General features: G+C 42.7%; 16 protein-coding genes. 8 read left to right on the top strand and 8 right to left on the bottom strand.

Annotated elements, in window-relative coordinates:
* Nucleotides 1-101: 101 nt before the first annotated feature.
* Entirely contained in the window at nucleotides 102-1,670 is a 1,569-nt protein-coding gene (locus KFT32_RS15005) for a histidine kinase N-terminal 7TM domain-containing diguanylate cyclase (protein WP_211748038.1), read from the top strand.
* A gap of 8 nt (nucleotides 1,671-1,678) precedes the next feature.
* On the opposite strand, the gene KFT32_RS15000 is transcribed toward KFT32_RS15005, so the two are convergent.
* Complete coding sequence (locus KFT32_RS15000; protein ID WP_211748037.1) at nucleotides 1,679-2,572, bottom strand: diacylglycerol/lipid kinase family protein; 894 nt, start codon at nucleotides 2,570-2,572, stop codon at nucleotides 1,679-1,681.
* A gap of 164 nt (nucleotides 2,573-2,736) precedes the next feature.
* Here KFT32_RS15000 and KFT32_RS14995 point away from each other — a divergent pair, with 164 nt between their 5' ends.
* Together KFT32_RS14995 and KFT32_RS14990 are read left to right on the top strand one after the other, a co-directional pair.
* Nucleotides 2,737-3,063 (top strand): ArsR/SmtB family transcription factor, encoded by a 327-nt coding sequence (locus tag KFT32_RS14995; RefSeq protein WP_211748036.1) that lies wholly within the window; start codon nucleotides 2,737-2,739, stop codon nucleotides 3,061-3,063.
* Between the two features lie 114 nt (nucleotides 3,064-3,177).
* Nucleotides 3,178-4,971, top strand: a complete 1,794-nt coding sequence (locus KFT32_RS14990) for a SulP family inorganic anion transporter (RefSeq protein ID WP_211748035.1) — start codon at nucleotides 3,178-3,180, stop codon at nucleotides 4,969-4,971.
* A 166-nt stretch (nucleotides 4,972-5,137) separates the two neighbouring features.
* Here KFT32_RS14990 and KFT32_RS14985 read toward each other — a convergent pair whose 3' ends face one another.
* Nucleotides 5,138-11,368 carry a 5'-nucleotidase C-terminal domain-containing protein gene (locus KFT32_RS14985; RefSeq protein WP_211748034.1) on the bottom strand — a complete coding sequence of 2,077 codons (6,231 nt, stop codon included), beginning with the start codon at nucleotides 11,366-11,368 and terminating at the stop codon, nucleotides 5,138-5,140.
* Between the two features lie 689 nt (nucleotides 11,369-12,057).
* On the opposite strand from KFT32_RS14985, the gene KFT32_RS14980 reads away from it, so the two are divergent.
* Nucleotides 12,058-12,486: a MarR family winged helix-turn-helix transcriptional regulator gene (locus KFT32_RS14980; RefSeq protein WP_211748033.1), complete on the top strand. Its 429-nt coding sequence runs from the start codon at nucleotides 12,058-12,060 to the stop codon at nucleotides 12,484-12,486.
* Nucleotides 12,487-13,704 (top strand): MFS transporter, encoded by a 1,218-nt coding sequence (locus tag KFT32_RS14975; protein WP_211748032.1) that lies wholly within the window; start codon nucleotides 12,487-12,489, stop codon nucleotides 13,702-13,704.
* Nucleotides 13,705-13,778: 74 nt separating this feature from the next.
* Here KFT32_RS14975 and KFT32_RS14970 read toward each other — a convergent pair whose 3' ends face one another.
* The 5 genes from KFT32_RS14970 to KFT32_RS14950 all read right to left on the bottom strand — a co-directional run bounded on the left by KFT32_RS14970 (nucleotide 13,779) and on the right by KFT32_RS14950 (nucleotide 19,229).
* Nucleotides 13,779-14,747, bottom strand: a complete 969-nt coding sequence (locus tag KFT32_RS14970; protein WP_211748031.1) for a DUF418 domain-containing protein — start codon at nucleotides 14,745-14,747, stop codon at nucleotides 13,779-13,781.
* Nucleotides 14,747-16,687 carry an FtsX-like permease family protein gene (locus KFT32_RS14965; protein WP_211748030.1) on the bottom strand — a complete coding sequence of 647 codons (1,941 nt, stop codon included), beginning with the start codon at nucleotides 16,685-16,687 and terminating at the stop codon, nucleotides 14,747-14,749. Before KFT32_RS14965 ends, KFT32_RS14970 begins: the two co-directional genes overlap by 1 nt.
* Nucleotides 16,684-17,439, bottom strand: coding sequence for an ABC transporter ATP-binding protein (locus KFT32_RS14960; RefSeq protein ID WP_211748029.1), 756 nt, complete (start codon nucleotides 17,437-17,439; stop codon nucleotides 16,684-16,686). Before KFT32_RS14960 ends, KFT32_RS14965 begins: the two co-directional genes overlap by 4 nt.
* 96 nt (nucleotides 17,440-17,535) lie before the next feature.
* Entirely contained in the window at nucleotides 17,536-18,543 is a 1,008-nt protein-coding gene (locus KFT32_RS14955) for a sensor histidine kinase (RefSeq protein ID WP_211748028.1), read from the bottom strand.
* Complete coding sequence (locus KFT32_RS14950) at nucleotides 18,540-19,229, bottom strand: response regulator transcription factor (protein ID WP_211748027.1); 690 nt, start codon at nucleotides 19,227-19,229, stop codon at nucleotides 18,540-18,542. The genes KFT32_RS14955 and KFT32_RS14950 overlap by 4 nt, the downstream gene beginning before the upstream one ends.
* Before the next feature lie 445 nt (nucleotides 19,230-19,674).
* On the opposite strand from KFT32_RS14950, the gene KFT32_RS14945 reads away from it, so the two are divergent.
* Nucleotides 19,675-20,112, top strand: a complete 438-nt coding sequence (locus KFT32_RS14945; RefSeq protein ID WP_211748026.1) for an RrF2 family transcriptional regulator — start codon at nucleotides 19,675-19,677, stop codon at nucleotides 20,110-20,112.
* 58 nt (nucleotides 20,113-20,170) lie between these two features.
* Here KFT32_RS14945 and KFT32_RS14940 read toward each other — a convergent pair whose 3' ends face one another.
* The gene (locus KFT32_RS14940; RefSeq protein ID WP_211748025.1) at nucleotides 20,171-21,607 is read right to left on the bottom strand and encodes a multicopper oxidase family protein; all 1,437 of its coding nucleotides are present in this window, start codon (nucleotides 21,605-21,607) and stop codon (nucleotides 20,171-20,173) included.
* A 183-nt stretch (nucleotides 21,608-21,790) separates the two neighbouring features.
* Between KFT32_RS14940 and KFT32_RS14935 the strand changes: the two genes are divergently transcribed.
* The gene (locus KFT32_RS14935; protein ID WP_211748024.1) at nucleotides 21,791-23,362 is read left to right on the top strand and encodes a stalk domain-containing protein; all 1,572 of its coding nucleotides are present in this window, start codon (nucleotides 21,791-21,793) and stop codon (nucleotides 23,360-23,362) included.
* A gap of 357 nt (nucleotides 23,363-23,719) precedes the next feature.
* On the top strand, nucleotides 23,720-25,231 hold the full coding sequence (locus KFT32_RS14930) for a copper amine oxidase N-terminal domain-containing protein (protein ID WP_211748023.1): 1,512 nt from the start codon (nucleotides 23,720-23,722) through the stop codon (nucleotides 25,229-25,231).
* The last annotated feature ends 38 nt before the right edge of the window (nucleotides 25,232-25,269 follow it).

Raw genomic sequence — 25,269 nt, 5'->3', positions numbered from 1 at the left:
AGAGAAATACGTCGATTTTTGTAATAAACAGCTGGTTTTTGTGGAAGTTTCTACTATATAATAAGACATTAGGTCTAAAATCTCGTTTGGAGTAGATGAGAATGAGAATGGCAGAAGAGCTGCTTGTACCCATAATTATGATTCTTTTTGGAGGGACACTAAGTGTCTGTCTATGCATTTATGGCATTTTAACATTTAAAAATTCCCCTGGAGGGCGCTATTACATCATCATGACACTGCTGGCCGCCCTATTCTCTTTTGCCTATATTTTTGAACTTGTGAGCACCTCAATTGAGAAAATGATGTTTTGGATCAAAATAGAGTATATTCCGCTGACGCTCATACCCGTATTCACTTTACTCATGTGTATCGATTATGTGGGGATCAAATTAAAGTGCCCTGTATACTATAGCCTTTTTGTTATCCCTGCTATTACGATGCTCCTGCAGGTGACCAACGACTTTCACCATCTGTACTACACATCCATGAAGCTCCGTAGTGATGGCCCTTTTCCTATGCCCGAACTTGAATACGGATTTTGGTTTGGTGTTCATTCGGCCTTTTTGTACGGCTGTATGATCGCGGGGATCACCGTTTTACTCAGAGGAATTAGAACAGCGGCAAGAGCTCGGTTCCGCATTCAGATCGTAGTCATGGTCATCGGTCTCATTGTCCCCGTCATGGGCGGCTTTATTTATCTGACGGGCCTCAGTCCGTATGGCATAGATCTCGGACCTATATTTACAAGCATATCGTTCATTTTTCATGGGATTGCTCTTTTACGCTTCCAAATGTTTGATGTCATTCCGATTGCAAGAGATATGGTGTTTACGAATATGGAAGATGGCATTGTTGTTCTGAATGAGAAGCAAATGGTGGTTGATTATAATCATGCTATGTTAGGGATTGTACCTACGCTAAACAGGAAAGTGATTGGCAAGAAAGCAAGTGACGTATTTAGTCAATATCCTGAACTCATTGAGGTAATTGAAGCTGGGAAAGAACAGGATCAAAAGTTTTTGTTGCATGGAGTGTACAGCTATTTTCATATTCAGTTCGCTCCTATTCGAAATAAACAACGCCAGCAGGTGGGTACAATCCTGTCTTTCTCCAACATTACAGAGCGAGTGTTAATGCAGAAAAAGCTGAAAAAACTGGCCGATACCGACAGTTTGACGGGGATGCTGAACAAAAGAGCGCTTATACGTCAGTCTGAGGCATGTTTGAATAAACTCACTTATACGGGAGGAACCTTCTCGATGATTATGTTTGACGTGGATTATTTCAAGCAGGTCAATGATAAGATTGGGCATGAAGCAGGTGATATCGTACTCACACATGTAGCTGAAGCCGTCAGAGAAAATATACAGCCTGCTGATATTGCGGGCAGGTACGGTGGGGATGAGTTTGTGTTATGCCTGCCGAATACTTCTCTGACGGAGGCGTATACGGTGGCCGATTCGATACGTAGTCATATTGCCGAACAATCTATGCTCGTTAATGGGAAAGAAGTTCGTGTAACATCTAGTTTTGGTGTAACTCAGGTCAGTATCAACGAAGGTGATGAGCCCCTTCCCTTGATTACGCTCATGAGGCAGGCAGATCAAGCACTTTATATGGCAAAAGAAAGAGGGCGGAACTGTGTCCACCCTTACAGTAAGGCTTCGTAACTGATGAATTATGAATCTTCTTCCGGTACGATGACCTGAATATGAGCAGGTAGAATACGAAGTTCAAGCGGAAGGGGAGGACCATCCTCTCCATCGACGTTGGTAAGGATCTGTTCAGAGGAAGAGACATGGACATTTTTTGCGGTAAAATAGACAACATCTTTATGGTCCTTGAGACTGCCAAATAATAAAGAAGTGCCTACCGTAATCGTGTTGAAAACGTTAATGTTTTTAACAATAAAGCAGTGAATGAGGCCATCGTCCACGGATGCATCCGGAACAAGCTTCTCAAATCCGCCTACGGAGTTCGTTAGTGCGGCCAGAAACAAAGGTGATTCTCCTACCCATGTCTCTCCATCGTATGTAATCGTAAAGGGATGGGAGGGATTGCTCATCAGTTCCTTGATTCCTTCCTTTAGGTAGGCGAAGGCACCAAGCTTTGACTTGTCTTCAGAGGATACGGAAGACAGCGATTCGGCTAGAGAACCTGCGGCAACAACGTTAGCAAAAAGGCGATCGTTCATTTTGCCCATGTCGACCGTTTTGACTGCTGATGATGTTAGGGTCTGGATCGCTTTTTCAGGATCAAGCGGGATGTCCAGGGCACGCGCAAAATCATTCACGGTTCCAAGCGGGATAACGCCGAGGATCGGACGATGATCTTGGTCAATCAGTCCATTAATCGTCTCATGTAGTGTACCGTCACCACCAATGGATACGACAAGGTCATAACACTCCTTGCAGGCAGTCATACAGAATTCTGTCGCGTCGAGTGCTTTAGCTGTCTCATTCACGGTTACTTCGTATCCCTTCTCATGCAAAATGTCTTCCACTTGACGGACATATTCCAGCGCTTCTTCTTTACCAGATGAAGGATTAATAATAATCATGGCTTGCTTCATGCTCATGTTCCTCTCTATTTTAAGTTCAAGTTAGGTATCTACATATTCATTAACCAGCAGACTAGTTAAATGAATAGTCAACTTTTGTCTAGAGGTTTCGGCATAGCAGTACCTGTGCTATGATAACAATATATTTTTAAGGAAATTCCGAGGAGTTTACTATCATGAATAATGAAGTTCAACAATTTAAAGCTGAATTTTTTAAAGCACTGGCTCATCCAATGCGTATCCGAATTCTTGAGGTACTCAGCGAAGGGAAAAAGACGGTCAACGAAATTCAAGCCATTCTTGGCTCAGAAGGTTCTGCGGTTTCTCAGCAGCTTGCCGTACTCCGCTCCAAAAATGTAGTCTCAAGCGTAAAAGAGGGTACTTCGGTTATTTACTCCCTGCGTGATCCGCTTATTAAGGATTTGCTGGTTGTAGCCAAACAAATTTTTGATAATCATCTGGTCAGTGCCATTTCTATGCTCGAAGATATGCGCAAAAATTAACAAGGCGTTCAAAGAAGCCGTGTGCGTTTTTGCGTTGATTTTTTTGGCATACCGTCGTATTATGTTTCATATATTCAAATAATCAAATATTTAAAGAAAAGAAGGTTATGATATATGACAGGTTGGGGCCGATTTCAAGGCTATAATATGGCTTCTCTGCGTAAAGATATCGTATCAGGTACGATCGTTGGAATTATTGCCATTCCACTAGGGATGGCTTTTGCTATTGCATCGGGTGTGAAACCCGAGTACGGGATTTATACGACCATAATTGCCGGGATTCTTATCTCGTTGTTTGGTGGTTCGAAATTTCAAATCGGTGGACCGACGGGAGCCTTTATTCCGATTCTGTTTGCTATCGGTATGCAATTTGGCTACGAGAACCTACTCATTGCCGGGATGATGGCCGGTGTTCTGCTAATCTTGATGGGACTGCTCAAGCTTGGGGTCCTGATTAAATTTATACCGAGGCCTGTCACAATCGGGTTTACATCCGGCATCGCTGTTATTATTTTTACGGGTCAGATCGGAAATTTCCTCGGGTTAACCGGATTGCAGCGCCATGAAGCATTTATCGATAATATGAAGGAGATCGGCTCTCATCTATGGACATTGAATAAGTACAGTATTGTAGTAGCCATCATTTCCCTTGCAGTTATTCTGTTACTGAAGAGATACGCTCCAAAAGTACCGGGATCTCTAGTAGGTCTTGTACTGGCAACCATCGTCGCCACCCTTTTCTTTAAAGGAGAAGTGGCTACCATCGGATCAGCTTATGGGGCCATTCCGAGTGAGCTTCCGAAGTTCCATTTTCCTCATATTACGTGGGAGCGGATTACTCAGCTTATTCAGCCGGCCTTCGTCATTGCTATGCTCGGGGCGATTGAGTCGCTGCTCTCTGCGGTGGTAGCAGATGGAATGACAGGGGATAAACATAACAGCAACCGGGAGCTCATCGGTCAGGGGATTGCTAATATTGCCGCCCCGTTGTTTGGTGGAATTGCAGCAACAGGAGCGATTGCAAGAACAGCCACCAATATTAAAAGTGGTGCCGTGTCACCCATTTCCGGCGTGATTCATGGGGTTGTCGTTTTTGTGATACTGTTACTGTTTGCACCCTACGCCTCTAATATACCCCTTGCAGCGATGGCACCTGTTCTAATGGTTGTCGCTTGGAATATGAGTGAACGGAAAGAATTTCTTCATCTTCTCAAGACCAAAACGGGTGATTCTCTGGTGCTGTTGATTACATTTTTGCTTACGGTATTTACGGATCTGACACTCGCGGTAGAAGTGGGTCTTGTGCTCGCAGCGGTTCTGTTTGTAAAACAAATGGGGGAGACGCATAAAGTTTTCAAAGTGCTTCCTGATCCAGAGACGGTCAAAGTAAAACCGCATATGGTGAACGAGCAACATGATTGTCCTCAGATCGGTATTTACACGATGGAAGGTCCCTTGTTTTTCGGAGCTGCCTACCGGTTTGATGACACGATGCCGTTATCTATAACAGAAGATACGAAGGTTATTTTGCTTCGGATGGCAAAAGTTCCGTTTATGGATACGACAGCAGAGCTTATGCTTGAAAGACTCGCAGATAAAATCCATTCCGCTGGAGGAGAACTGCTTATTTCGGGTATCCAGCCGCAGCCTTTACGTTTATTGAAGAAAACAGGTTTATACCAGAAGATCGGAAGCTCTCATTTCTATGAACACACAGGAGATGCAATTAATAAGGCACTGACTAACATTCATTCTGATAAGTGTTATGGATGTAAGCATGCCGTGTTCCGAGAATGCAGTGTACTTTGTGGTGAAGAAATGAAAGAAGATAAGGAACGAGAGGACTATTCTGTTCTAGAAAAAATAAAGCTTGGCCGGACTGCTCATTTAAGTACTCCGGCTGAATAGACAAGCGATCAATAACAAAGCCTGCGCTGACTGATGTCAGCCGCAGGCTTTTTTTCGTTGTCCTTCGCCCTTACTTATAAGCTTCTATGATTAAAATAAAAGCAACCGTCTCTGGAATAAACCCAGTAGACGGTTGCTTTATTGTAAGTAACAATGCAGATTGCGATTATTTTGTGAAGTTAAAAGAAGGTAGCATACGATTTAAGATGGCTGCCACTTCACCGCGTGTTGCATTTGCTTTTGGTGCAAAACGTTGATTTTGGTCTCCTTTTAGAATACCGAGGCGAGCCAGTTCTTTTACAGCTTCTTCTGCCCATGTACCAATTTGCGCAGCGTCCTTGAAGCTGATCGTGCTGTTATTGTTTGCATCGTAGCCTGCATAGGTCAGGGCTTTGAATGTCATCAGAGCGATTTCTTCACGAGTAATCCTCTGATCTGGTCTGAATGATCCGTCTGTATATCCACTGATCAGTCCAGCTTTTACAGCGGATGCAACTTGACCTGCAAACCAGTCCGCGGACTGAACATCAGTAAATCCAGTTGTACCAGTCTCAGGTTCAAGACCAAGCGTGCGAACCAGCAGAGCTACATATTCTGCTCTCGTTACGGAACTGTTCGGTACGTAATTTTGCGCTGAACGACCCTGAATAATCATTTTCGCAGCAAGAGATTCTACATCAAGCTTCGCAAAGTGATTGTTGATATCACCAAAAGTCACTTTGTTCTCTAGTACCAGATAAGTACCGCCATGATGGCTGTAGATGTAGACCTGATCTCCATTCATACGGAAAGGGACAGGCGTGTATGTGCCAGAAGCATTCACTCGAACGACGGCTACACTGCCAGATGCTTTTTTATCAATGGTGAGGGTATGTTTGACATACCGATCGAAACCAGTCACACTGAGTTGTTTCCTTTGATCGATTCCTGCTGTGATGGAGAAATTCACCGCTCCGAGAACATTATATCCTTTATCCGATGCCGCGCTAAGTGCAGCTGCATCCTTGGATAAGGACAGGTGAAGCAGAATGTTGCTAGCCTCTGCGCCCAGCTTCTTAGCCCAGTCAGAGAGTTTTAACTCACTCGTTGGAAGTTCATAGCTGCCATATGGAGTTACAACAGATACAACTTGTACATTTGTAGCAGCAATCAAGGCAGACAGTGCTTGATTTTGAAGTTGAATATCTGCTTGGGTCATTGGCTGATTGCTAGTTACTCGAATTGTAATACGGCCAGCATTTGGTTGTTTTAATGCTTCTTTCATTGCAGCTTCAGATACAACGGCATTCGCTGCTCCATTCTCAGCAGTTACGCTGAGCAGAATTTCACCTGGAGTCGGTACTGGATCAGGTGTGACAGTTGGTGGCGTAACCGAACCTTCTCCACCACCAGTTTCCGGTGTTCCTGGTTCAGGAGTAACCTCTTCCTCTGGAAGCGGAGCTCCTTTAAGATCAATAATTCTTCCTTCTACTGCAGAAGTTTCTGCCGTAATGTTCCCAATTTTTTTTACGTAATTTGAGAAGACTTCAAAGTCAGGCAAATAGAGTAGATTCACTCGGCCTTCCTTATAAGCTTTCTCCAGAGAAGCGTAGAAATCTCCTCCTTTAGCGGTAAAGGCATTCGTTGCTACTTCATAAGATTTGTTCAGATCCAGCGGCTCATAGCCGTTAGTACCTTTTACCTTAATCTGAAGTACGCGCTCGTTCACAGGTTTGGTCGAGTCATAATAGAATTTCATACCTGCAATATGAGGGAAACGTCCATCTGCACTAGGAATTTTCGATACACCGTTTTCCATCGCATCTTTAATCTCTTGACCTGTGAGTGTAATGGTTACGAGATCATTGTTGAACGGAAGTACGGTCATCACATCACCCATGGTGACATCGCCTGCTTCGATAGGAGCACGGATTCCGCCACCGTTTTGAAGAGCGATAACTGCCCCCGTACCTGCTGCTTTTGCTGCATCCAGCATGCCATCGGCAATAAAGTTACCTAGGTTGGTTTCTTTGGTACGAACGTTATCACGAACCCCGTCCAATTGGACTTCTGTCGTACCGACTTTTTCTTCTTTAAGGGCAGTTACACCTGGCTTATATTTCGTGTTTAGAATAGAAAGAGCTTCCTCATCAGGTGTGATCACATAGCTGCCATTCGCATTCTTGGCTTCAATGGAGATCAGATTGTCATTCCAGTCTTTCAGAACGCCTTGATCATCGAAGACAACATTAAGGTTGCCAAGGAATTGTCCTTTCTCACCTGTCTGTACAATCAATTTTGGCGCTTCGTTGGTACGATCTACGATTGCGTTATCGAGTTTAGTATGGCTGTGACCGCCCACAATAACATCAATACCTTCTACTTCTTTGGCAAGCTGAACATCCTGATCATATCCAAGATGAGAGAGTAGAAGAATCTTATTGACTCCTTCGTTCTCCAGCATAGCCACTGCGCCTTTTGCTTTTTGAATAGCATTATCAAAAGTTACAGCTCCAGGAGAAGCGATATTGGCTGTATCTTCGGTAGTTACACCAATAATTCCAACTTGCTCCCCGTCTACTTCCATTATGACAGCTGGATAGATTTGTCCATCCTCAGGCTGTGTTGTCACTTCATTATTGAATCGGCTGTTAAGCAGCGGATCAGCAGAGAAGTTCACGTTGGAAGAAATGAATGGGAACTTGGCATTATTAATGAAAGCATCAAGTACTTCGGAACCTTTATCAAATTCATGGTTACCAAACGTCATCGCGTCATATTTCACTAGGTTCATGAATTCGAGGTCGGCTTGTCCTAAATATTTATTGAAATATAATGTTCCCGAGAACACGTCGCCAGCATCTACAAGGATTGGGTTAACCGCCTCTTCTTTGGCTGTTTTGATTGCGGCTACACGTCGTGCAATGGTGTCTGGCGCGTTAGTAGTATCTAGATTTGCATGAGTATCGTTCGTGTGAAGAATGGTCATTTCAAAGTCCTCTTCACTAGGTGGTTCTGATCCAAGGTTAATTTGTGCTACAACTGGATCATGATCAGACACTCGTCCGCTGGTTGGAGAGAAATCAGCATTTAGATGTACCACATCTACCACGGAGGAGGCAGTCAGGTTTTTGCTAACCAGAATGTGGTCGAGCACCTGTGAGTTACCATCATACGTGTAGGTGTACTGTTCTCCTAAAGGCAAAGTATCGATCAGATTGTCAAGCTCGTTCCCTTTCAGAATCGTACCTGTTGGGGTGAACTGGAAATCATTTAAGTCTCCGGTCACAATGATATTCGCATCCGGATTTTCAGTGACGATTCCTTTTACAAAGTTGTTCACGATCTTAGCAATTTCATGACGCTGTACTTCACTCGTCAAAGTAGGAGGCTGTACTGCGCCAAATGGAGCTTGATCTCCTGACTTCGAATTGAAGTGATTCGCAATCATAATTACCTTTTCGCCGCGGAACTCGAATTGTGCTACAAGTGGTTTGCGAGAAGCATTAAAGTTTACGTTCGTTGGATCCACTCGGCCTGGATTCACACTCAGCTGATCTGTTTCTGCATGATAGGAAACCGCCTCGGTGGAAGTCCCTTTTTTAGCATTCACACTAGCAGATAGTGTCACTCGTTCTGGATTATACAGATAACCTACACGAATATTTGCACCTGGTGCACCACCATCTGCGTTATTAACAGGAGCGATGTCAGTGTATTCGTAAGTTGGGCCACCGACATTTTTGATCGCATTGATAAGGGTTTGGTAGCTTTGAATTGCATCGGTTGTTCCATCATTTTGTTCGCCATTGTTATCTTGGACTTCAACCAAACTGATGATGTCTGGTGACTTCATATTCTCCACAAAGGAGGTCGCAAGTTTATTGATTTTCTCCGCTCCTACACCTGGATAGAAATTTTCAATGTTATAGGAGGCTACACGAAGTTTGTTAGGATCTGTCTCAATAGTGGTTACTTCTTGTTCATAGCTACCTTTAATAATTGCAGGTAGCTCGCCTTGAGCAGGAATGACTTTGAAGTTACTGTTGTTATATCCAATGACGCCTGTCACATCGGATGCAAACGTATCACCGGTTTTGACTTCTTGACCTGGATTACTGTAAGCGATGATGAGGCGCTGCGGATTGTAATTGTATGCTTCTTTCAGAACAAGACCACCTGCAGGAGTGATAGCGTCGGCTGTGTTATTTTCAACACGGGTTGCGATGTTATATGTTCCTGCACTTGCCCAGTAAGGGCTAATAATCGTTGGATTTTCAAGCTGAACGCGCATCCCTTCAAGGGACTCGTAAAAGTCGATAGCGTCTTCTTGTGGATCGAACACCGCTAATTCATCATTATCAATGATCGCATTTGGAATGGCACGGCCATTTTTACCGAGAATGATAGGTGCGGGTAGTTCTTGGTCCTCAGCTAGCTTGGTATAAGACTGGAGCTCGATCTGCGTTGTGGTCAAGTTGCTCGTGCTGCCTTCGTTATACTCGGCTACTTTACCAGTTACGGATACGAGATCGCCTATAGCCGGACGGTTTGCACTTGTGGAGTACACATAAATGGCATCCGATGTATTGTCGTTGTTGTCTGGCTCAGGATCTTGAATGTAGAAGCCTCGGATGCTTCCATTCGAGAAGCTGTAGCCATACTGAGTAACTACACCTTCAATATCTTTTACATTTTGACCGTCAAAAGAAGACTTGTGTGACTCTCCTTGAATATCACTAATTCGCGGTTGGTCTACTGCCGTATAAGTGAATTCATAAATACGGCTTGTCTCAGATCCTTGAACAACAATCGCTTTGAGCGTGACATCTTCGTTGATCTGGATTTGTGCGTTGTAACGTGTGCTTGATGTTGTCGGATCAGATCCATCCAGTGTGTAGTAGATGTCCGTATTCTCCGTAGGGCTGGATAGTGTAACGGAGCTACCACGAATGATGGGACCTGAAGCAGGGCTTGCTTGTACCGAGAACAGTTCCTCGATAAGGGAAGCTTCGTTTAATGGAATCAGTTGATAATTATTTGCGAATTGTTTCACTACACCAATAATCCGGCTGTACGTCTTACCTGCTTGAAGTCCGGCAAGGTTGGAGTAGATCGTGAACTGTTCTCCGCCTTGTTTGGCAGTGAACTGCGGCTTTGTGCCAGATACAATTTCTACGTTATCTAGCGAGACCAATCGAGCTTCGTACGTCTCTCCATTAACAGTAGAGAGATCCGCTCCCGTAATCGAAAGGGGGGAGGGAACACCTACACCGCGATTAACTACTTGGGAAGACAAAAGCTCATGTGGTTTAAGTTCTTGGAGGTTGTTATAGATCTCCATAACCCCAGCTACATTAACCTGGTCGCCCGGCTCAGCATCTAGCGGGTAATCATAGAGTACAATCCCTGCTGTTTCATCTTGAATATAAGTTTCTCTACCTTCGATATGTGTAATAATCCCTTCTGTCCATACATTGTCTGATTTGGCTGCGGTGCGTGCATCTGCTACCGTAGTCTGATTCAGAACATCGTACTGGAAAGAAGTCTTAGGGCCGTCAGCGAGTCCTTCTTGCGCTGCATAAGTATCAATTCGAATAGGTTCATTTAAAGTAAGAGGCTCGGTAACAAGTTTATATCCTGTACCTTCTCCGTCAGCACCATATACATCGGCATATACAGAAGCCGACGCTGTTGGCGGGTTCAGTGAAATCTGTGTCCCTGGTTGCCAAGCATTAGGAGCAGGACTTGCTGTTACTTGTCCGAGTACATCACTAGCGGGATGTACGTAAGAGCTGTTGCGTGGATCTGGGCTCGTCACAGTAAAGTCGTCTTTATTGTTATTCGTATCCAGACCACGATTGTCAGTAGGTCCGCCTGGCAGAGCTTTACGAATCGCAGCTGCGGAACTCGATAAAACATCCGTCGGTGTTCCTTCCACATTCGTTGCTTGGCCGTAACCTACAATATCAACCGAAGCTGAAGCTGCGTTTACGAGCTCCACTTTTCCTTCGGCAGCACCCATAGCAAGGGTTCCTGATTGATCTGGTTTAGGTAAAGCTACAGTACCGCCCGTCCCTTTGGCTTGCTCAATAAGAAAATAGGAATGAGGTGCAATATTACCTGTTAGAGTTGTAGAGCTACTGTCGCTGAAATTCCCAGCTTTAGAGGCATAACGTATCTTCCAGCCGGTTAAATTAATTGGCTGACTCGTAGGGTTGTACAACTCAATAAAGTCATTGGTGTATGTAGCACCGTTGTTCCCGCCACCACCGTACACTTGGCTGATGACAACCTGGTCGTTGTTAACAGCTGCGTTGGCTGTAGAAATAAGGCTAACGGGCAGGAGGGTACTAATCAACAGAACGACAGCTAGAAGCAGGCTGATTCGTCTTTTTTGCTTGTGAAGACTACGCATTCCAGATTTCTCTCCCTTTTATGAAGAATATAATAGTGAACTTATTTACTATAGATGGAAAGTATAAGTACAGTGCGAGTAAAACGTTAGAACTTTGTAAAATCGTTGTTTCTTGACGTTCCATGTAAACTTTAAAAAAGGCGAGGAAGATCAATACTTAAGCGTATTCATCATCACCTCACCTTGTTGGGATATATTCCTTATTACTTCTTGACTAGAAAGCATACTTCAGGACCCGAATAACAACTGCTATGCTATCACAAACAAATTTGGTTTTGAATGGGTAATGTACAAGATTTGACAAATATGATTCTAACTATCTAGATGGATACATAAATGCTAGGATGTGTGAGACCAAAGTCTCTATTTGTGAGGGATATAAAACTAAGATTTTTACCCAAATCCTTAATTGACCTATGTTTAAATACGAAAGAAGAGGAGAGTAATTGGCCCAATGCTACATTTCAAAAAGGCACGATGTCCTCATCGGACCTTGTTCAACATCGGTTATTTTCCCCACAAATGATATAGGCATTCATCTTGCAAGCTCTAATGAAAACTCATACTGAAAAGACATGCAAATGGACAACCTATTACAATTCATTTTCAAAAACACCTTTACATATGTAAATAGTTTCACTATACTTTAATAAGTAGTTACCTAGAGTAACTAAATTTCGGAGGTTGAGATGAACGCCCACAGAACTTTTTTTCATAAATACTTTTTGTTGTATCGCCCTTTTGTCAGTGAACTGAATCGTATGCTTGAAGTCTATCAGCTCCATAACGCTCAGTGGTCAATCATGTACTATCTTGATATGTACCAATCGACCTCTTTGGTAGAGCTGTCTAAACATCTATATGTGGAGAAACCCACCATAACAAGAACCGTTATGACTCTCCTTAAACTTGAATACGTGGAGCAAATTCCGGTTAGTGACAAGCGGGAGAAGAGAATCCAGCTTTCGGAGAGAGGCAAGGAAGTCACTGCTGAGATCCGTAAGTTGCTGGATGAGTACGAGAAGAAAATTATGGAGGGCGTTTCTGCCGAGGAACAAAGCTTGGTTATCCAGGTAATGGATCTCGTCCGAAACAACATTATTGAAAAAGGTGATTAAATGGAAACCACAGATACAAAAGAGCGATTATGGACTAAAGACTTCCTGATCGTTTTTGGTGTGAATTTTTTATTGTTTCTTTGCTTTTATTTACTTGTCGTCGTCATCCCCTCTTACGCGATTAAAGAATTCCATGTATCCGAAAGCTTGGCAGCTCTAGGATCGAGCATCTTTGTTATCGGCGCCCTGATTGGTCGTCTGGCGGGCGGAAGTTTGATTGAACGCGTAGGACGTAAACGTATGTTATTTACAGGACTTATTTTCTTTGCCCTCCTAGGCCTGCTCTATTTTGTTATCAATAGTATGGCTGCGCTGCTTGTTGTTCGTTTTCTGCATGGTATGGCTTTTGCTTTAGCTTCGACAGCTACAGGTACCATATCCGCTAGTCTTATTCCGCATAGCAGAAGAGGAGAAGGAACCGGCTATTATGGGGTGAGTATTATTATCGCATCGGCTATCGGCCCCTTCTTGGGACTGATGATTAGCGGTAATGTTTCCGTAACCGGGAATTTTGTATTATGCGCCGTACTCGGTGTGCTTTCTTTGCTCGCTGCCTTTTTCATGAAGGTTCCTCAGCTTACTTTAACTGCAGAGCAGAAGGGCGATCTGAAAGGCTTAAAACTGTCCAATTTTATCGAGCCGAAAGCAGTGCCAATTTCAATTGTTAGCTTCTTTATGGGGTTTGCTTACTCCAGTATTCTGTCTTATCTCACGCTTTATGCGGAGAAGATCAGCCTGACCGAAGTGGCCAGTTTCTTCTTTATTGTGTATGCAATCGTCGTCATCTTGACGAGACCTTTTACAGGAAAATGGTTTGATAAGTATGGCGTTAACTTTGTTATGTATCCGGCAATTATTTCCTTTGCTATTGGGATCTTCCTGCTAAGTCAGGTTCACTCGGGATTCATGTTGCTGATATCAGCCGTCTTCGTTGGGCTTGGATACGGAACAACGCAGTCCAGTGCTCAGGCGCTGGCGGTCAAAAAATCACCAGTTCACCGGATGGGGCTTGCTACCTCCACTTTCTATATTTGTGTAGATGTGGGCATCGGTGTCGGACCGTTCTTACTTGGATTTTTGGCTCCATCTATCGGATATAGAGGAATGTATATCGCGATGGGCATTCTCCTTGTAGTTGCACTTTTCTTGTATTATCTGATTGTCGGGCGAAAAGAAAAAGGTAAAGTACAGGATCATGAACTTACCGTATTGAATTAAGAGATCAGGAATGAACGAATTAAAAAAAGCCGCAAATCCATGAATGAATGGACTTGCGGCTTTTTGAATCCATCTTATTTACGAATGTTAACATACTTTCCATAGGTGGCGACACGCCAGATCCACTCCAGCGGGCCCATGCGGAAAAACGTCAACCACAACATACTTAAAGGAATTTGTACAACGATGATGCCAATGGACATCAGTGTTGTTTGGAACAACCCTATGTTCCCCTGAAGATCAAACAGTTTCATAGCAATAACAATAATAGCCGTTTGGCCCAAATAATTAGTCAGTGCCATTCTTCCGTAATATTCAAGAGGGCGCAGGTATTTACGACCTGTTGCAGACTTGTAGAATCGTAGAAAAACGCACACGTATAAGGTAGCCATGACGACCCCGCCTATTCCTGCACCTGCTCCGTACCATGAAGTTGGCAGTGATATATATTGAATATATAGGGCAATCGGTGTCAGGAATAAGGCGATCCACATCACGATTTTAATTCGATTTTCGAAATGATCCAGCCGGCTGAAGAACTGGATTTTCCCCATAAATAAGCCAAGCAGCATCATGGAGAGCACGTTGAAGTACTCTACAAAGAAAATACCGAGCAGCAGCGCCAAGAGACAAGCAAGGAAAATCGTACCCGGTTTTCTTTGATAGAACGGAATCAAGGCAAATCCGATGACAGCATAAATACTAAGCGCTTCGCCGGGCTGAAACATAAAATGGACAATCCCGAAAACGAGCAGTACAAGTAATCTTCGAATGAAGAGACGGGTTGCGTTATCCCCTCTTTTCTCAGCACGAGAGATAAAGATATAGAATCCTGTACCAAACAGCATGGAGAAAATCAGAAAAAAACGCTGTTCTATCGTGTAATTGAAAAAACGATATAAATACCACTCCCCGGAAGCAGGTTCCGGGAAGATGGCATTTATAATACTTATAATATTTACAAACAGAATCCCAATGAGGGCAAAGCCCCGAAGCGCATCAATCACGGAGATTCGGTTAGCCTGCGTTGTTGAAGAATTCATTATAGAGACTCCTTAATCACTTTCTTGTAATAAAGTACGGACAGAATGCCGAAGATGGAATAAAGTCCTGTATATACGATCATAACCATAATCATTGGAGTGAGAAGTTCTGTTCCAAAGAAGAACCAGCCCGATTTGACGGCAAAGTAGCTGTGACAAAGTCCCACGACAAGAGGGATACCAAAATTGAACAACTGCTTGAACTGAATTCCGCGAAGCAGGTTTCCTTGCGTAAATCCGAGCTTTCGTAAAATGGTGTAATTGGATCTTTCTTCTTCACTCTCATCCATCTGTTTAAAGTACAGAATACATCCCGAAGTAATCAGGAAAGTAAGCCCTAAAAATCCGACGATAAACATGATGAGACCGATATTTTCTTGTTGCGTGAGTCTCATATCCAATTGAGAGTAGTTCGGGATTTCCAAACCTTGTTCACGGAAGATGTCATTTGCTACAGAAACCTCAGAGCGGTCTGTTATATCAATTCCGTAGTAGGTAGATCTATACTCATCTTGATAGTCAGGGTTAAACTCCTCGCGGAAATCTTCATATACCGTATCATCTACAACAGCAACGGGTATCACGCCACTGTAAAATGAACTTAGGAGGGTTTCCTTCTCAATTCCTACAAGATGCAGTGGTAAAGACTTGTTCGTACCAAGGAGCTTAACCTCTCCTGTTTCTTTGAGCGGCATAAAAGAGCTTATTGCCCCGGTATATCCTGTAAACAGAACTTCCCCTGGTTCAAGGTCTTTAATGCCTGCTTGTGTCTCCGAGATCATTGGTGTTGTAAACTTATCATTCATACCGATAGCTATTGAACCTTTATTAAGGATAACTTGAGAAATATCCATGTCTATCATAATCGGTTCTCTGTAAATTTCTTTATAAGCAATTTGGTTGCTATTCAGTTCTGCAATGAAAGCGTCTTTCACTTCCACTTTTGCAAAACTAAAATCATTCGGGACACTCTGCTTCGCTACTGTACCCGCCGAATAATAAGAGATATAACTAAGCGACAACAATCCAATGGCAAGCGCCGATACGGTTGTAATAATGGTTAGAAGCAGTGCATTGGACTTCATCCGGAACATAATGGACGACAGAGAAAGTACTTCATTAATAGACAAATAACCTTTGCGGTTTTTACGTATTGCATTAAAAATAAAGCTGACAGATCCTTTGTAGAACAAATAGGTCCCCACAATAACGGAGCCAAGGATAAAAATCATCATCAACATGAGCATGTTCATTTCAGAAAATGTGCCGCTAAATAGCAATGTAGATACATAGTAGCCAAGCAGAATGAGGATTAGACCAAGCAGGCCCATGATAATTTCCCACCAGGACATCTTCTGAACACGCTGCTGCGTAGAAGAGGTGACACGGAACAGCGAAAGGATGCTTTGGCGTTTAATAAACGTATAGTTCATGATCATGATGAGCGCATAGATCGCGACAAAGACAATAACCGTTTGGATCAGCGCTTCTGTAGAGAAACGCAAACTCGCGATAGCCTGCACCCCGGTAATTTTAAATAGGATCATGAGCACGAGCCGGGAGGCAGCGAATCCAGATGCAATTCCGACAATCATCGAGCCAAAATAAAGAATTAGATTTTCTGCGCTTAAAATTTGAAATATTTTTCCTTTCGTAAGTCCAATCAGCTGAAACAGTCCGATTTCCTTGCTGCGACGTTTAATAAAGATTGTGTTTGCATACAGCAGGAAGGTAGCGACAATGGCCACAAGCAGAACAGATGCAGCACCGATGGCTGCCCCTCCTTTAATGGAGCCAGCTGCCTCATCCAGCGCTGGATCGTACTGAAGTGTCACAAAAGAAAAATACAGCGCCACGCTGAAGATAAGAGCAAATACATAAAGATAATAATTTTTAATGTTTTTTTTCAGATTGCGAAAGATCAGGTAGTTAAGATTCACTCTTGAACACCGCCTAGCACGCCTTGTGTTTTGATGATGTCATTAAAGAAGGCTTGTCTAGATTCTTCCCCTTTATTAAGCTCGGTATAAATTTGACCGTCCTTAATAAAAATGACTCGGCTGCAATAGCTCGCGGCTACCGGATCATGCGTAACCATGACGATAGTCGATTGAAGTTTTTCATTCATATCGCTAAGTTTATTGAGCAGATCAGAAGCTGATTTGGAATCAAGGGCACCCGTTGGCTCATCTGCAAAAATAATGCTCGGATCATGTACAAAGGCACGCGCTGCCGATGTACGCTGCTTTTGACCGCCTGAAATTTCGCCTGGGTATTTGTCCATGAGCTCGTAAATTCCGAGTTCTGTAGCAATTTCTTTGAATTTTTCATTCGCTTCTTTTTTGGATACTTTTTTGATGGATAGCGGAAGCAGTACATTTTCACGTACCGTCAATGTGTCCAGTAAGTTATATTCCTGAAAAATAAAGCCAAGGTGATGTTTACGAAACTCAGCAAGCTGCTTCTCTTTCATCCCCGTAAATTCTTTCCCTTCGATTTCAATGGTTCCTTGACTAACACGGTCAATGGAAGAAAGGACGTTTAAGAGCGTAGTTTTCCCCGATCCGGAAGCACCCATAATGCTCACGAATTCTCCTTTATTCACCCGAAGGTCGATGCCTTTAAGGACTTCTTGTTTGTTGAATTTATTCCCGTATGTTTTATGAATTTTATTAGCTTGTAGAATTATCAATTCAATCACTCCTTTGTTATGTACCTATCATAATAAAAGCGGAGGGTTCTTTCCTTCGATTTGGCGAACAATATAGAAAAGCATGTGACGATGTTGTCACATGCTCGTTATACGTACAAATTCATTTTTTCGTGGAAAGGTCAAAGTAAAGGTTGTACCTTCTCCAAGCACAGAGGTTACATCGATACGAATGAAGAGTGAATCGGCTACTTGTTTAACCAAATATAAGCCCATTCCTGTGGAAGCACCGTCTTGATGATACGTAGTTGAAGTAAATCCTCTCTCATAAATACGGGGCAGATCTTTCGGATCAATTCCTCTCCCTGTATCTTGAATCGTCAGTACCACATGATCATCGTCCGAGCGAGTGCTTTCAATAATAATATCGGAAGATGCGCTGTATTTTACTGCATTTGTAATCAACTGCCTGAGAATAAAGCCAAGCCATTTGGCATCGGTAAGTACTTCGGATGCCTGAAGAGAAACATCAAATCCGATCCCTTTTTGAATACACCATGATTTGAGCGCACGAATTTCCTGATAGATAATCGGCTCCAGTTTGGAAACTTCAATATACAAATCGTTTTGAATAAAAGGAATTCGCTTCTGGTGAAGTTGTTGATCGAGAAGATGGTGAATTCGCAGCCATTCATACATAAGCTGTCTCTGTAATGTCTCATCTGGAAGACGGTCAATCATGAGCTGCATTGCAGTCAGTGGTGTTTTCACCTCATGAATCCAGGACAGAAGCTCGTCTTTTTCTTGTTCAAGCAACATAAAATTATGGGAGTTCTCCCGTTTATAACGTTCTGTCTGCAAGGTAACCGCATGAAGAACAAGCTGTTCAAACGGGCTATCCGCATCTTTTAGCTCGGCCAAATCATACGTATGATCCCAATTCTCTAGATTTGCATAGAACTTAGTTTCTTTAGTGTACCTCAGTATGACAAAGACGATACATAGAATAGAGAGTAAGAGAACAATGTACAGCATCGACATAAATGGAATCGTATTATCGATATAGGAAATGAACAGAATAAGCAGCTGCACTGCCAGCAAGAGCAACAGCCAAGTTCTTCGTTCTTTGATATAAGTCCAGATCATGGGGAAGCCTCTTCCGTTGCCATATAGCCTTGTCCCACTTTGGTTTCAATATAAGTATCGAGTCCAATCGTTTCAAGCTTCTTGCGTAACCGATTTACATTCACGGTTAGCGTATTATCGCTGACAAAATGCTCGTGATCCCACAAATTTTTGATCAGTTCTTCTCTGCTAACAATTTGGTTTTTATGCTCGGTTAGTATTTTTAGAATAAACATTTCGTTTTTAGTCAGGTCGATGGTTCCTTGCTTACTTGAAACCGTGTTTTTGACGTACTCTACGGTTGCTCCTCGCCAGGTCCGCAGTTCAATTCGCTCTGTATTATAGTTGTAAACCCGGCGCAAGGTAGCCTGTATTTTGGCAATGAGAACATCGAAGTGAAAAGGTTTCTGCACAAAATCGTCGGCTCCCAGCTGCATGGACATGACCATATCGGTTGGATGATCCCTAGAGGATAGAAAAATAATCGGCACATTGGAATGAGCCCGGATCATCCGGCACCAGTGAAAGCCATCAAATTTCGGCAGCTGAATATCGATTATGACAAGGTCCGGTTTTACGGTTGTAAACTCCTGAAATACCTGGTCAAAGGCTTGAACTCCATATACGTTATACGACCACTGGGCAAGACGTTCCTTGATTTCTCCAAACAAGGTTACATCGTCTTCAATAAGCATAATTGTAAACAATGGATAACCACCACACTTTCTGACAAGTTGAACTGTTATGGCAAGTGTAACTCAAAAATCTAGTTACATAAATCGATAGCAGCATTACTTTAACGAAAGAGCATTAAATGAGCATGAAGCTCCTTTGTTTAAGTAATGCGGATTCACGGTTATATAAATAGAAGGAAAATATCTAGAATATATTGTGAAAAGAGGGGCTGCGATATGCTTAAGCTTATGATGAATATGGATCCGAATGAGAATGAAGAAGATAAGGCCATTCGTGATGATGAGCCGGATCTATTCGAAACAGGAACGGAAAAGTAAGAAACGGACGACCGAGATAATCGGTCGTTTTTTTATCTATAAATAGATTTTATCGTTTGATATCAGGCGTTGTAACTTGTCTCATCCATAGAGAAGGTTTATAATCTAGACAAATCAGATCTGTAATTAAGGTGGTCCTATGAAATTTACGAAAGCAACTAATTATGCCTTGCATACGATGATGTATATAGCGCTAGTTCCTGCTGGAAAAGTAATCGGCGTAAAGCCGCTAGCTGACATGCTTCAGGTGTCACCGACCTACCTATCGAAGATTCTTACTCGGCTTGTTAAAGCAGGAATTATTGTTTCCACTCCCGGAGTTCATGGAGGATACAAGCTTTCCAAGAGTGGAAAGGAAGTCTCTTTTCTGGACGTCATTCATGCTGTGGAAGGAACAGCTTCCTTGTTTCAATGCGAATTTGAGCATGGGGAAGCAAGTCCGCTTTGTTTGATCCAACAAGAGATGAACGAAGCAGAGAAGAAGATGGAAGATCATCTGCAGTCGAAGAAAATCTCCGATTTCTCAGAAAAGCTGGGTGATTCCATGAAGGATCTTGTCCTGCGCGAAGCAAAATAAGTAAGATCATATAACAAATCGCCTGCTCTTGACTCCCCGTGAGCAGACGATTTTTTTGTTATTCCACAATTACACTTGCTTCCATACTAGGATGCGTGGCACAGTAATAGGGGAAAGTTCCTTTTTCGTTAAATGTGTAAGTAAACATTTTGCCGGGCTCGATATGACGAGAATCAAATTTATCGTCGATAGACGTGACCGTGTGAAAGATAGGGTCTTTGTTAATCCAGGTTACTGTCGATCCTTGTTTGACTTTTAACTCTTTTACAGAGTAACTCATGTGGCTTATAACAACGGTAGTTCCCTCCCTAATCTCATCCGGGACAGGTATCTGGGAAGACTCTTCAGGGCTGATCTGGTTAGTAGCTAGATCGGCGCTACCTACTGAACTTACATTATGATGGTGCCTTGTTCCATCGGAGTTTTCTTTTCCTTCCTCAGTGACTTGAACCATGGTATGCATTCCGCCTGGATAGGCTCCATTATTCGTATTATCTACGATGTAGTGACTGTGGAATGGATAAGTACCATCTTGATCAAAAGTAATCAGCAGATCGTACCGTTCCCCGGGTCCAATGTTGACCGTGTCTTTGACTAGCGCTGAAGCTAGTGGTCTTCCATCTGAAGCAATGACTTCAAAATGGTATCCATGCAGGTGCATGGAGTGAGGTTGATATCCGGTATTGATTAGGCGAACAAGGACCTTCTCTCCAAGTTTCCCTTCAATCATAGTCGTTGGATCTGTTTCTGTATCAGGATAGGCTTTGCCATTCATGGTAAAGTACGTGGGATGAAAGCTTGTGCGATCGTATTTTTTGCCTTCTTCCACGGCTTTGTGCCAGACTGGATCAATTTCATTTAGCATAAAGGTATATTCTTTGTTATAAGCGGGACCGCCGGTCCAAGCTGTATTTACCCCATCTTTAGCTTTTACGATGAACGCACCTGTCATCCCCATCTGCAAATGTTCTACCGTATCAACGTGACAGTGATAGAAGTAGGTTCCAGCATGTTTGGCTACAAATTGATAGGTATACTGATCACCCACCAGCAGATCTTTGGAGGTGTGAGGTACTCCATCATTTGCTTGATTTGTATCCAGACCATGAAAGTGAATGGTATGAGCAACACGCTTAATTCCTTTTTTGGCAGTGCCAAGATTGGTGAAGGTAACTTCTACCTGATCTCCTTCATTTACGGTTAAGACAGGAGCAGGATAGGTAGCCGAGCCTTTCTCATTTTTTTCACTATAACCCCACACATAAACCGAAGTTCCATCCGGCAGGGTCAGGGTGCCATCAGTTGCATATAGATTAAAGTGCTTAACGGCTTTTGAATCCTTTTTTTCTACTGGATCTGTGACCGTAGAGGCGAAAACTTCTTTAGGGATCTTCTGCGTCTTATGTAATAAAGGGCTCATCACAGGAAGGAGCAATAGGGCTAGCAGCAGAAAAGCGGTACTCATGTAAATTAGGTTTTTGGTTACGTTTTTCATAAGCATATTCCTTTCAGCTGTATCTGGGTAAAGGGAATAGAGATCTTTTTGAAACAAAGAGTTAACTGATGGCGTCATTATTATTAAATTATGGCTTAAAAATGACGATATTAGTCTCCTAGATCGGAAATTGGATGCACATAGAAAGTGGAAGTTTTGGATTAAAAGGGGAGGATAAAGGCAATGAAGAGGTCTTTGGCTATCATACTTACGTTTATACTTGCAGTGGGCTGGGGCGGACAAGGGTCCTATGTTTATGCTGCACATGAAGGATTAATAGAGGATCCATATTTAGAAACGGGTCTGAAGATGCTTCTGAATAAAGCGCAGGACCAAGAGCTGACGGAGAGTGATTTAGAGAAGCTGACGGTCATCGATCTTCCTTCTTCAGGAATTAGAAGCCTCGAGGGACTTGAGTATGCAGATCATCTCACGCATTTACGAATTCCATATAACCAGGTGGAGGACTTATCTCCTCTTCAGGATATTACAACGCTTCGTGAAGTAGATATAACGAACAACTACGTAAGTTCCATTGACCCGCTTCAGAAAAATACGGAAATGGGCCGACTTATTTTAAGCAATAACGCAATTACATCACTGGCCATCGCTGCAAATTTCCCTCGACTACACACACTGTATGCCGGTGGTAACCAGGTCACGAGTCTTGAAGGTTTATCCGGTGCAGAATCACTTCGTACTCTGGATATCAATTTCAATGAAATTGAAAGTTTAGATCCTTTATCGGATGCATTTGCCTTACAGGAGCTGCACGCCGCTTCTAATCAGATCAAAGACATATCCGTACTAACAGGGCTCCCGAAGCTGAGACTACTGGATCTCAATCGTAATCAAATTACAGATGCTTCGTACATAAATGAACTTCCTAAAGAGATTGTAAGTCTTAAAATGGGATACAATCCATTTACGAATGCAAATATCATACATAACATGAGTCATCTTACAAAGCTCCAGATATTAGACGTGTCCGGTAGTAAACTGAACGGACTTACTGCAATTCGTGATTTACAGCAGCTGACTTATCTGAATGTTTCAGATAATCAGATTTCCGACTTGTATCCACTGACAAATTTGAAATCACTGAATCATCTGGATGTTTCGAAGAATCAAATTGCGGATCTTACTCCCTTGCAACAGATGAAAGGAATTAAGGATTTGAATCTATCAAGTAATCTGGTGTGGGATTTGGGGCCGATTCAGAATCATCAGTTTACTTATTTTCCGCAAGGGTCATCAGGAGAACCTCCTTATTACGGTCTTAACGTGAAAGATAATTATCTAGATTTAACCTATGGGACGAATACATGGCGATTGTTTACTGAACTTAGCGCTAATCCTGAAGATGTAACACCGCAAGGCAAATATCAGCGCCTCGTGAATGGTTCCAAAACAGCGTATGTCGGAAACAAATCGTATTCGCTCGGAGTCGCTCCTTTTATTGAGAAAGGACGCACTTATGTACCCCTTCGTTTTGTATCAGAACAGCTGGGAGCTCAGGTAAAGTGGAATCAAACGAACAAAGAAGTAACGATTGAGAAGAGTGGTACAACATTGAATTGGACAGTAGGTAATAGACAAGTGAAGGTTAACGGGAAGACCCTACTTTTCGATGCACCACTCAAGCTGAAAAATGGGGTCACTTCCGTCCCCGTAAGATTTGTGTCTGAACAGCTAGGAACCAAGGTTGGCTATGTGAATAGTTCCAAAACAACGCTGATCTTCGGAAATAAATAAAAAATACATAACCCCTGTCTATTGATGGGGGTTATGTTGTATGCATGGAAGTCGTATATAACCACAAGCTTAACGATATTAATTATTAATTTTATTCGGTAATGAAATGCTGTTCGTTTCGATGTGTATTGCTAGTTTCTAAGTGAGGGAAAAGAGAATTCTTTATTCGTATTTATTAGTGGTATGTGTATATTTACACAGGTTTTTCGCTCATGTTCAACAACTGGGGGCTCATCCTGCCTTAGATGTACAAACGTGGGTTGAAAAGGAATTCCATAAAGTGGTTTACAGATATTACCTTTCTATGTAAGATAAGATTTGGATGTAAAATGAAAGAACATGATCAAGGAGGAGAATATGATTCGAATTCGTAAACAGTTGAAATGGTTTGCTGCACCATTAGCTCTTTTGTTAGTTATTCTTACCGGGTGTCAGGCAGTGGGAGGACTGGATATTAACGCGGCCTTGCTTGGTAGCAAAGATCGTCTAAATCAATCCAGTGAGTCTAAACAATCTTTACAGGTAAAGGTTACACCGTCCGCAAATGCGACGGAAGAAGATCAGGCTATGATCGATCTCATTAATTCATTTTCACTATATATTGATAGCGCTAAAGCAGAAGATATGAACAATGCTTCCATCAAAGGTTCCGTTCATTATCAGAGTGCAACGATTCCTTTCCTTTTAAGCCTTGATGAAGAAGGGGTTGCTCTTCACGTAGAAGGAGCAAAACAGCCGATTTATATCTCAACAGCTCAGGATCCGGCAATGCCAGATATGACGGAATATAATAAGCTAGTAGAAGACACGGTATGGAATCTGGCTAGCTTTGTCGTTAAGCATCTTCCAAACCCAGATAAAATCTCGGTGGGTCAATCAGAAGAAACCGTAAATGGAGAGAAGCTGAACCTTACAAAGCTTCACGCAGAGATCAGTGGTGCTGAAGTGTTGAAAATGGTTCGTCCTTTCCTAAGCAGCATTGCACAGGACGAGAATGACCTGAAGCAACTCATTGGTGAATTTTATGAGGTAGCAGAGGTTCTTATCTCCTCGATGGAAGAGATGGAAGGAATGGAAGGAGTAGCTGATGGAATGCTGCCAGCTACTAAGGAAGAAGCTGTTTCTACTTATTATGGCATCATCAAGGGATTCCTTGATGAGTACGTAAAAACCATCGATGCCGAGATCGAGAAGATGCTCAAAGAAACACCAGAGCTAAAAACGGTCTTTAGCGATAAAAGTAATCTTGTTGTAGATTATTACTTTGATAAGGATCTGAACGCACGTAAGACAAGAGCAGATCTGACCGTAGCACTACCGACTTCCGAGGATATCCCTGTTTCTCAGGTGAACGTTGTTAGTGAAAGTGAAGCATGGAATTATAACGGAAAAGTAGCGGCCGATAAAGTTGATCTTTCTAAAGGTTACCTTGATCCACTATACGGCGATGTGACAACAGGTGATTGGCTTCGTAACTTTGAGGGCGCGAAACCAGTATATGATCTGCTACTGCAATCTGGAATGACCAGTTCTTATCTATACCTAGAATCCAAAGATCCGGTGTATGGAGCGGTTAATGTAAAAGGTACAGCTTTTGTTCCTTTACGTTACTTTGCTGAACAATTTGATGCTGAAGTGAAGTGGGCGAAAGGCTCCAAACAAATTACAGTTATCAATGATCTTACACTCGAGAAATCAACCTATACACTAGGTTCGAAAAAAGCCACGGTAAATGGTAAGGAAGTTACATTGCCACAAGCACCGTATACAGATCAGGGTACCGTTTACGTTCCGCTGCGTTCTATTGCTGATGCGCTTGGAGCCAGTATTACGGTAGAAGATGGCTGGTATGTGGCTCAGCGTGACTAGTCTCTACTTACTACGGTAGTATGTATATCGTAACAATC

Origin of the sequence: Paenibacillus sp. Marseille-Q4541, assembly GCF_018310695.1 — a bacterium.
Classification (GTDB): domain Bacteria; phylum Bacillota; class Bacilli; order Paenibacillales; family Paenibacillaceae; genus Paenibacillus.
Note: the sequence above shows the minus strand (reverse complement) of the source record. Positions and strands in the feature narration are given on the sequence as shown.

Excerpts from the sequence above, each read along its gene's own strand:
- KFT32_RS15005 (WP_211748038.1), top strand. The coding sequence starts at position 102 with ATGAGAATGGCAGAAGAGCTGCTTGTACCCATAATTATGATTCTTTTT.
- KFT32_RS15000 (WP_211748037.1), bottom strand. The coding sequence starts at position 2,572 with ATGAAGCAAGCCATGATTATTATTAATCCTTCATCTGGTAAAGAAGAA.
- KFT32_RS14995 (WP_211748036.1), top strand. The coding sequence starts at position 2,737 with ATGAATAATGAAGTTCAACAATTTAAAGCTGAATTTTTTAAAGCACTG.
- KFT32_RS14990 (WP_211748035.1), top strand. The coding sequence starts at position 3,178 with ATGACAGGTTGGGGCCGATTTCAAGGCTATAATATGGCTTCTCTGCGT.
- KFT32_RS14985 (WP_211748034.1), bottom strand. The coding sequence starts at position 11,368 with ATGCGTAGTCTTCACAAGCAAAAAAGACGAATCAGCCTGCTTCTAGCT.
- KFT32_RS14980 (WP_211748033.1), top strand. The coding sequence starts at position 12,058 with ATGAACGCCCACAGAACTTTTTTTCATAAATACTTTTTGTTGTATCGC.
- KFT32_RS14975 (WP_211748032.1), top strand. The coding sequence starts at position 12,487 with ATGGAAACCACAGATACAAAAGAGCGATTATGGACTAAAGACTTCCTG.
- KFT32_RS14970 (WP_211748031.1), bottom strand. The coding sequence starts at position 14,747 with ATGAATTCTTCAACAACGCAGGCTAACCGAATCTCCGTGATTGATGCG.
- KFT32_RS14955 (WP_211748028.1), bottom strand. The coding sequence starts at position 18,543 with ATGATCTGGACTTATATCAAAGAACGAAGAACTTGGCTGTTGCTCTTG.
- KFT32_RS14945 (WP_211748026.1), top strand. The coding sequence starts at position 19,675 with ATGAAATTTACGAAAGCAACTAATTATGCCTTGCATACGATGATGTAT.
- KFT32_RS14940 (WP_211748025.1), bottom strand. The coding sequence starts at position 21,607 with ATGAAAAACGTAACCAAAAACCTAATTTACATGAGTACCGCTTTTCTG.
- KFT32_RS14935 (WP_211748024.1), top strand. The coding sequence starts at position 21,791 with ATGAAGAGGTCTTTGGCTATCATACTTACGTTTATACTTGCAGTGGGC.
- KFT32_RS14930 (WP_211748023.1), top strand. The coding sequence starts at position 23,720 with ATGATTCGAATTCGTAAACAGTTGAAATGGTTTGCTGCACCATTAGCT.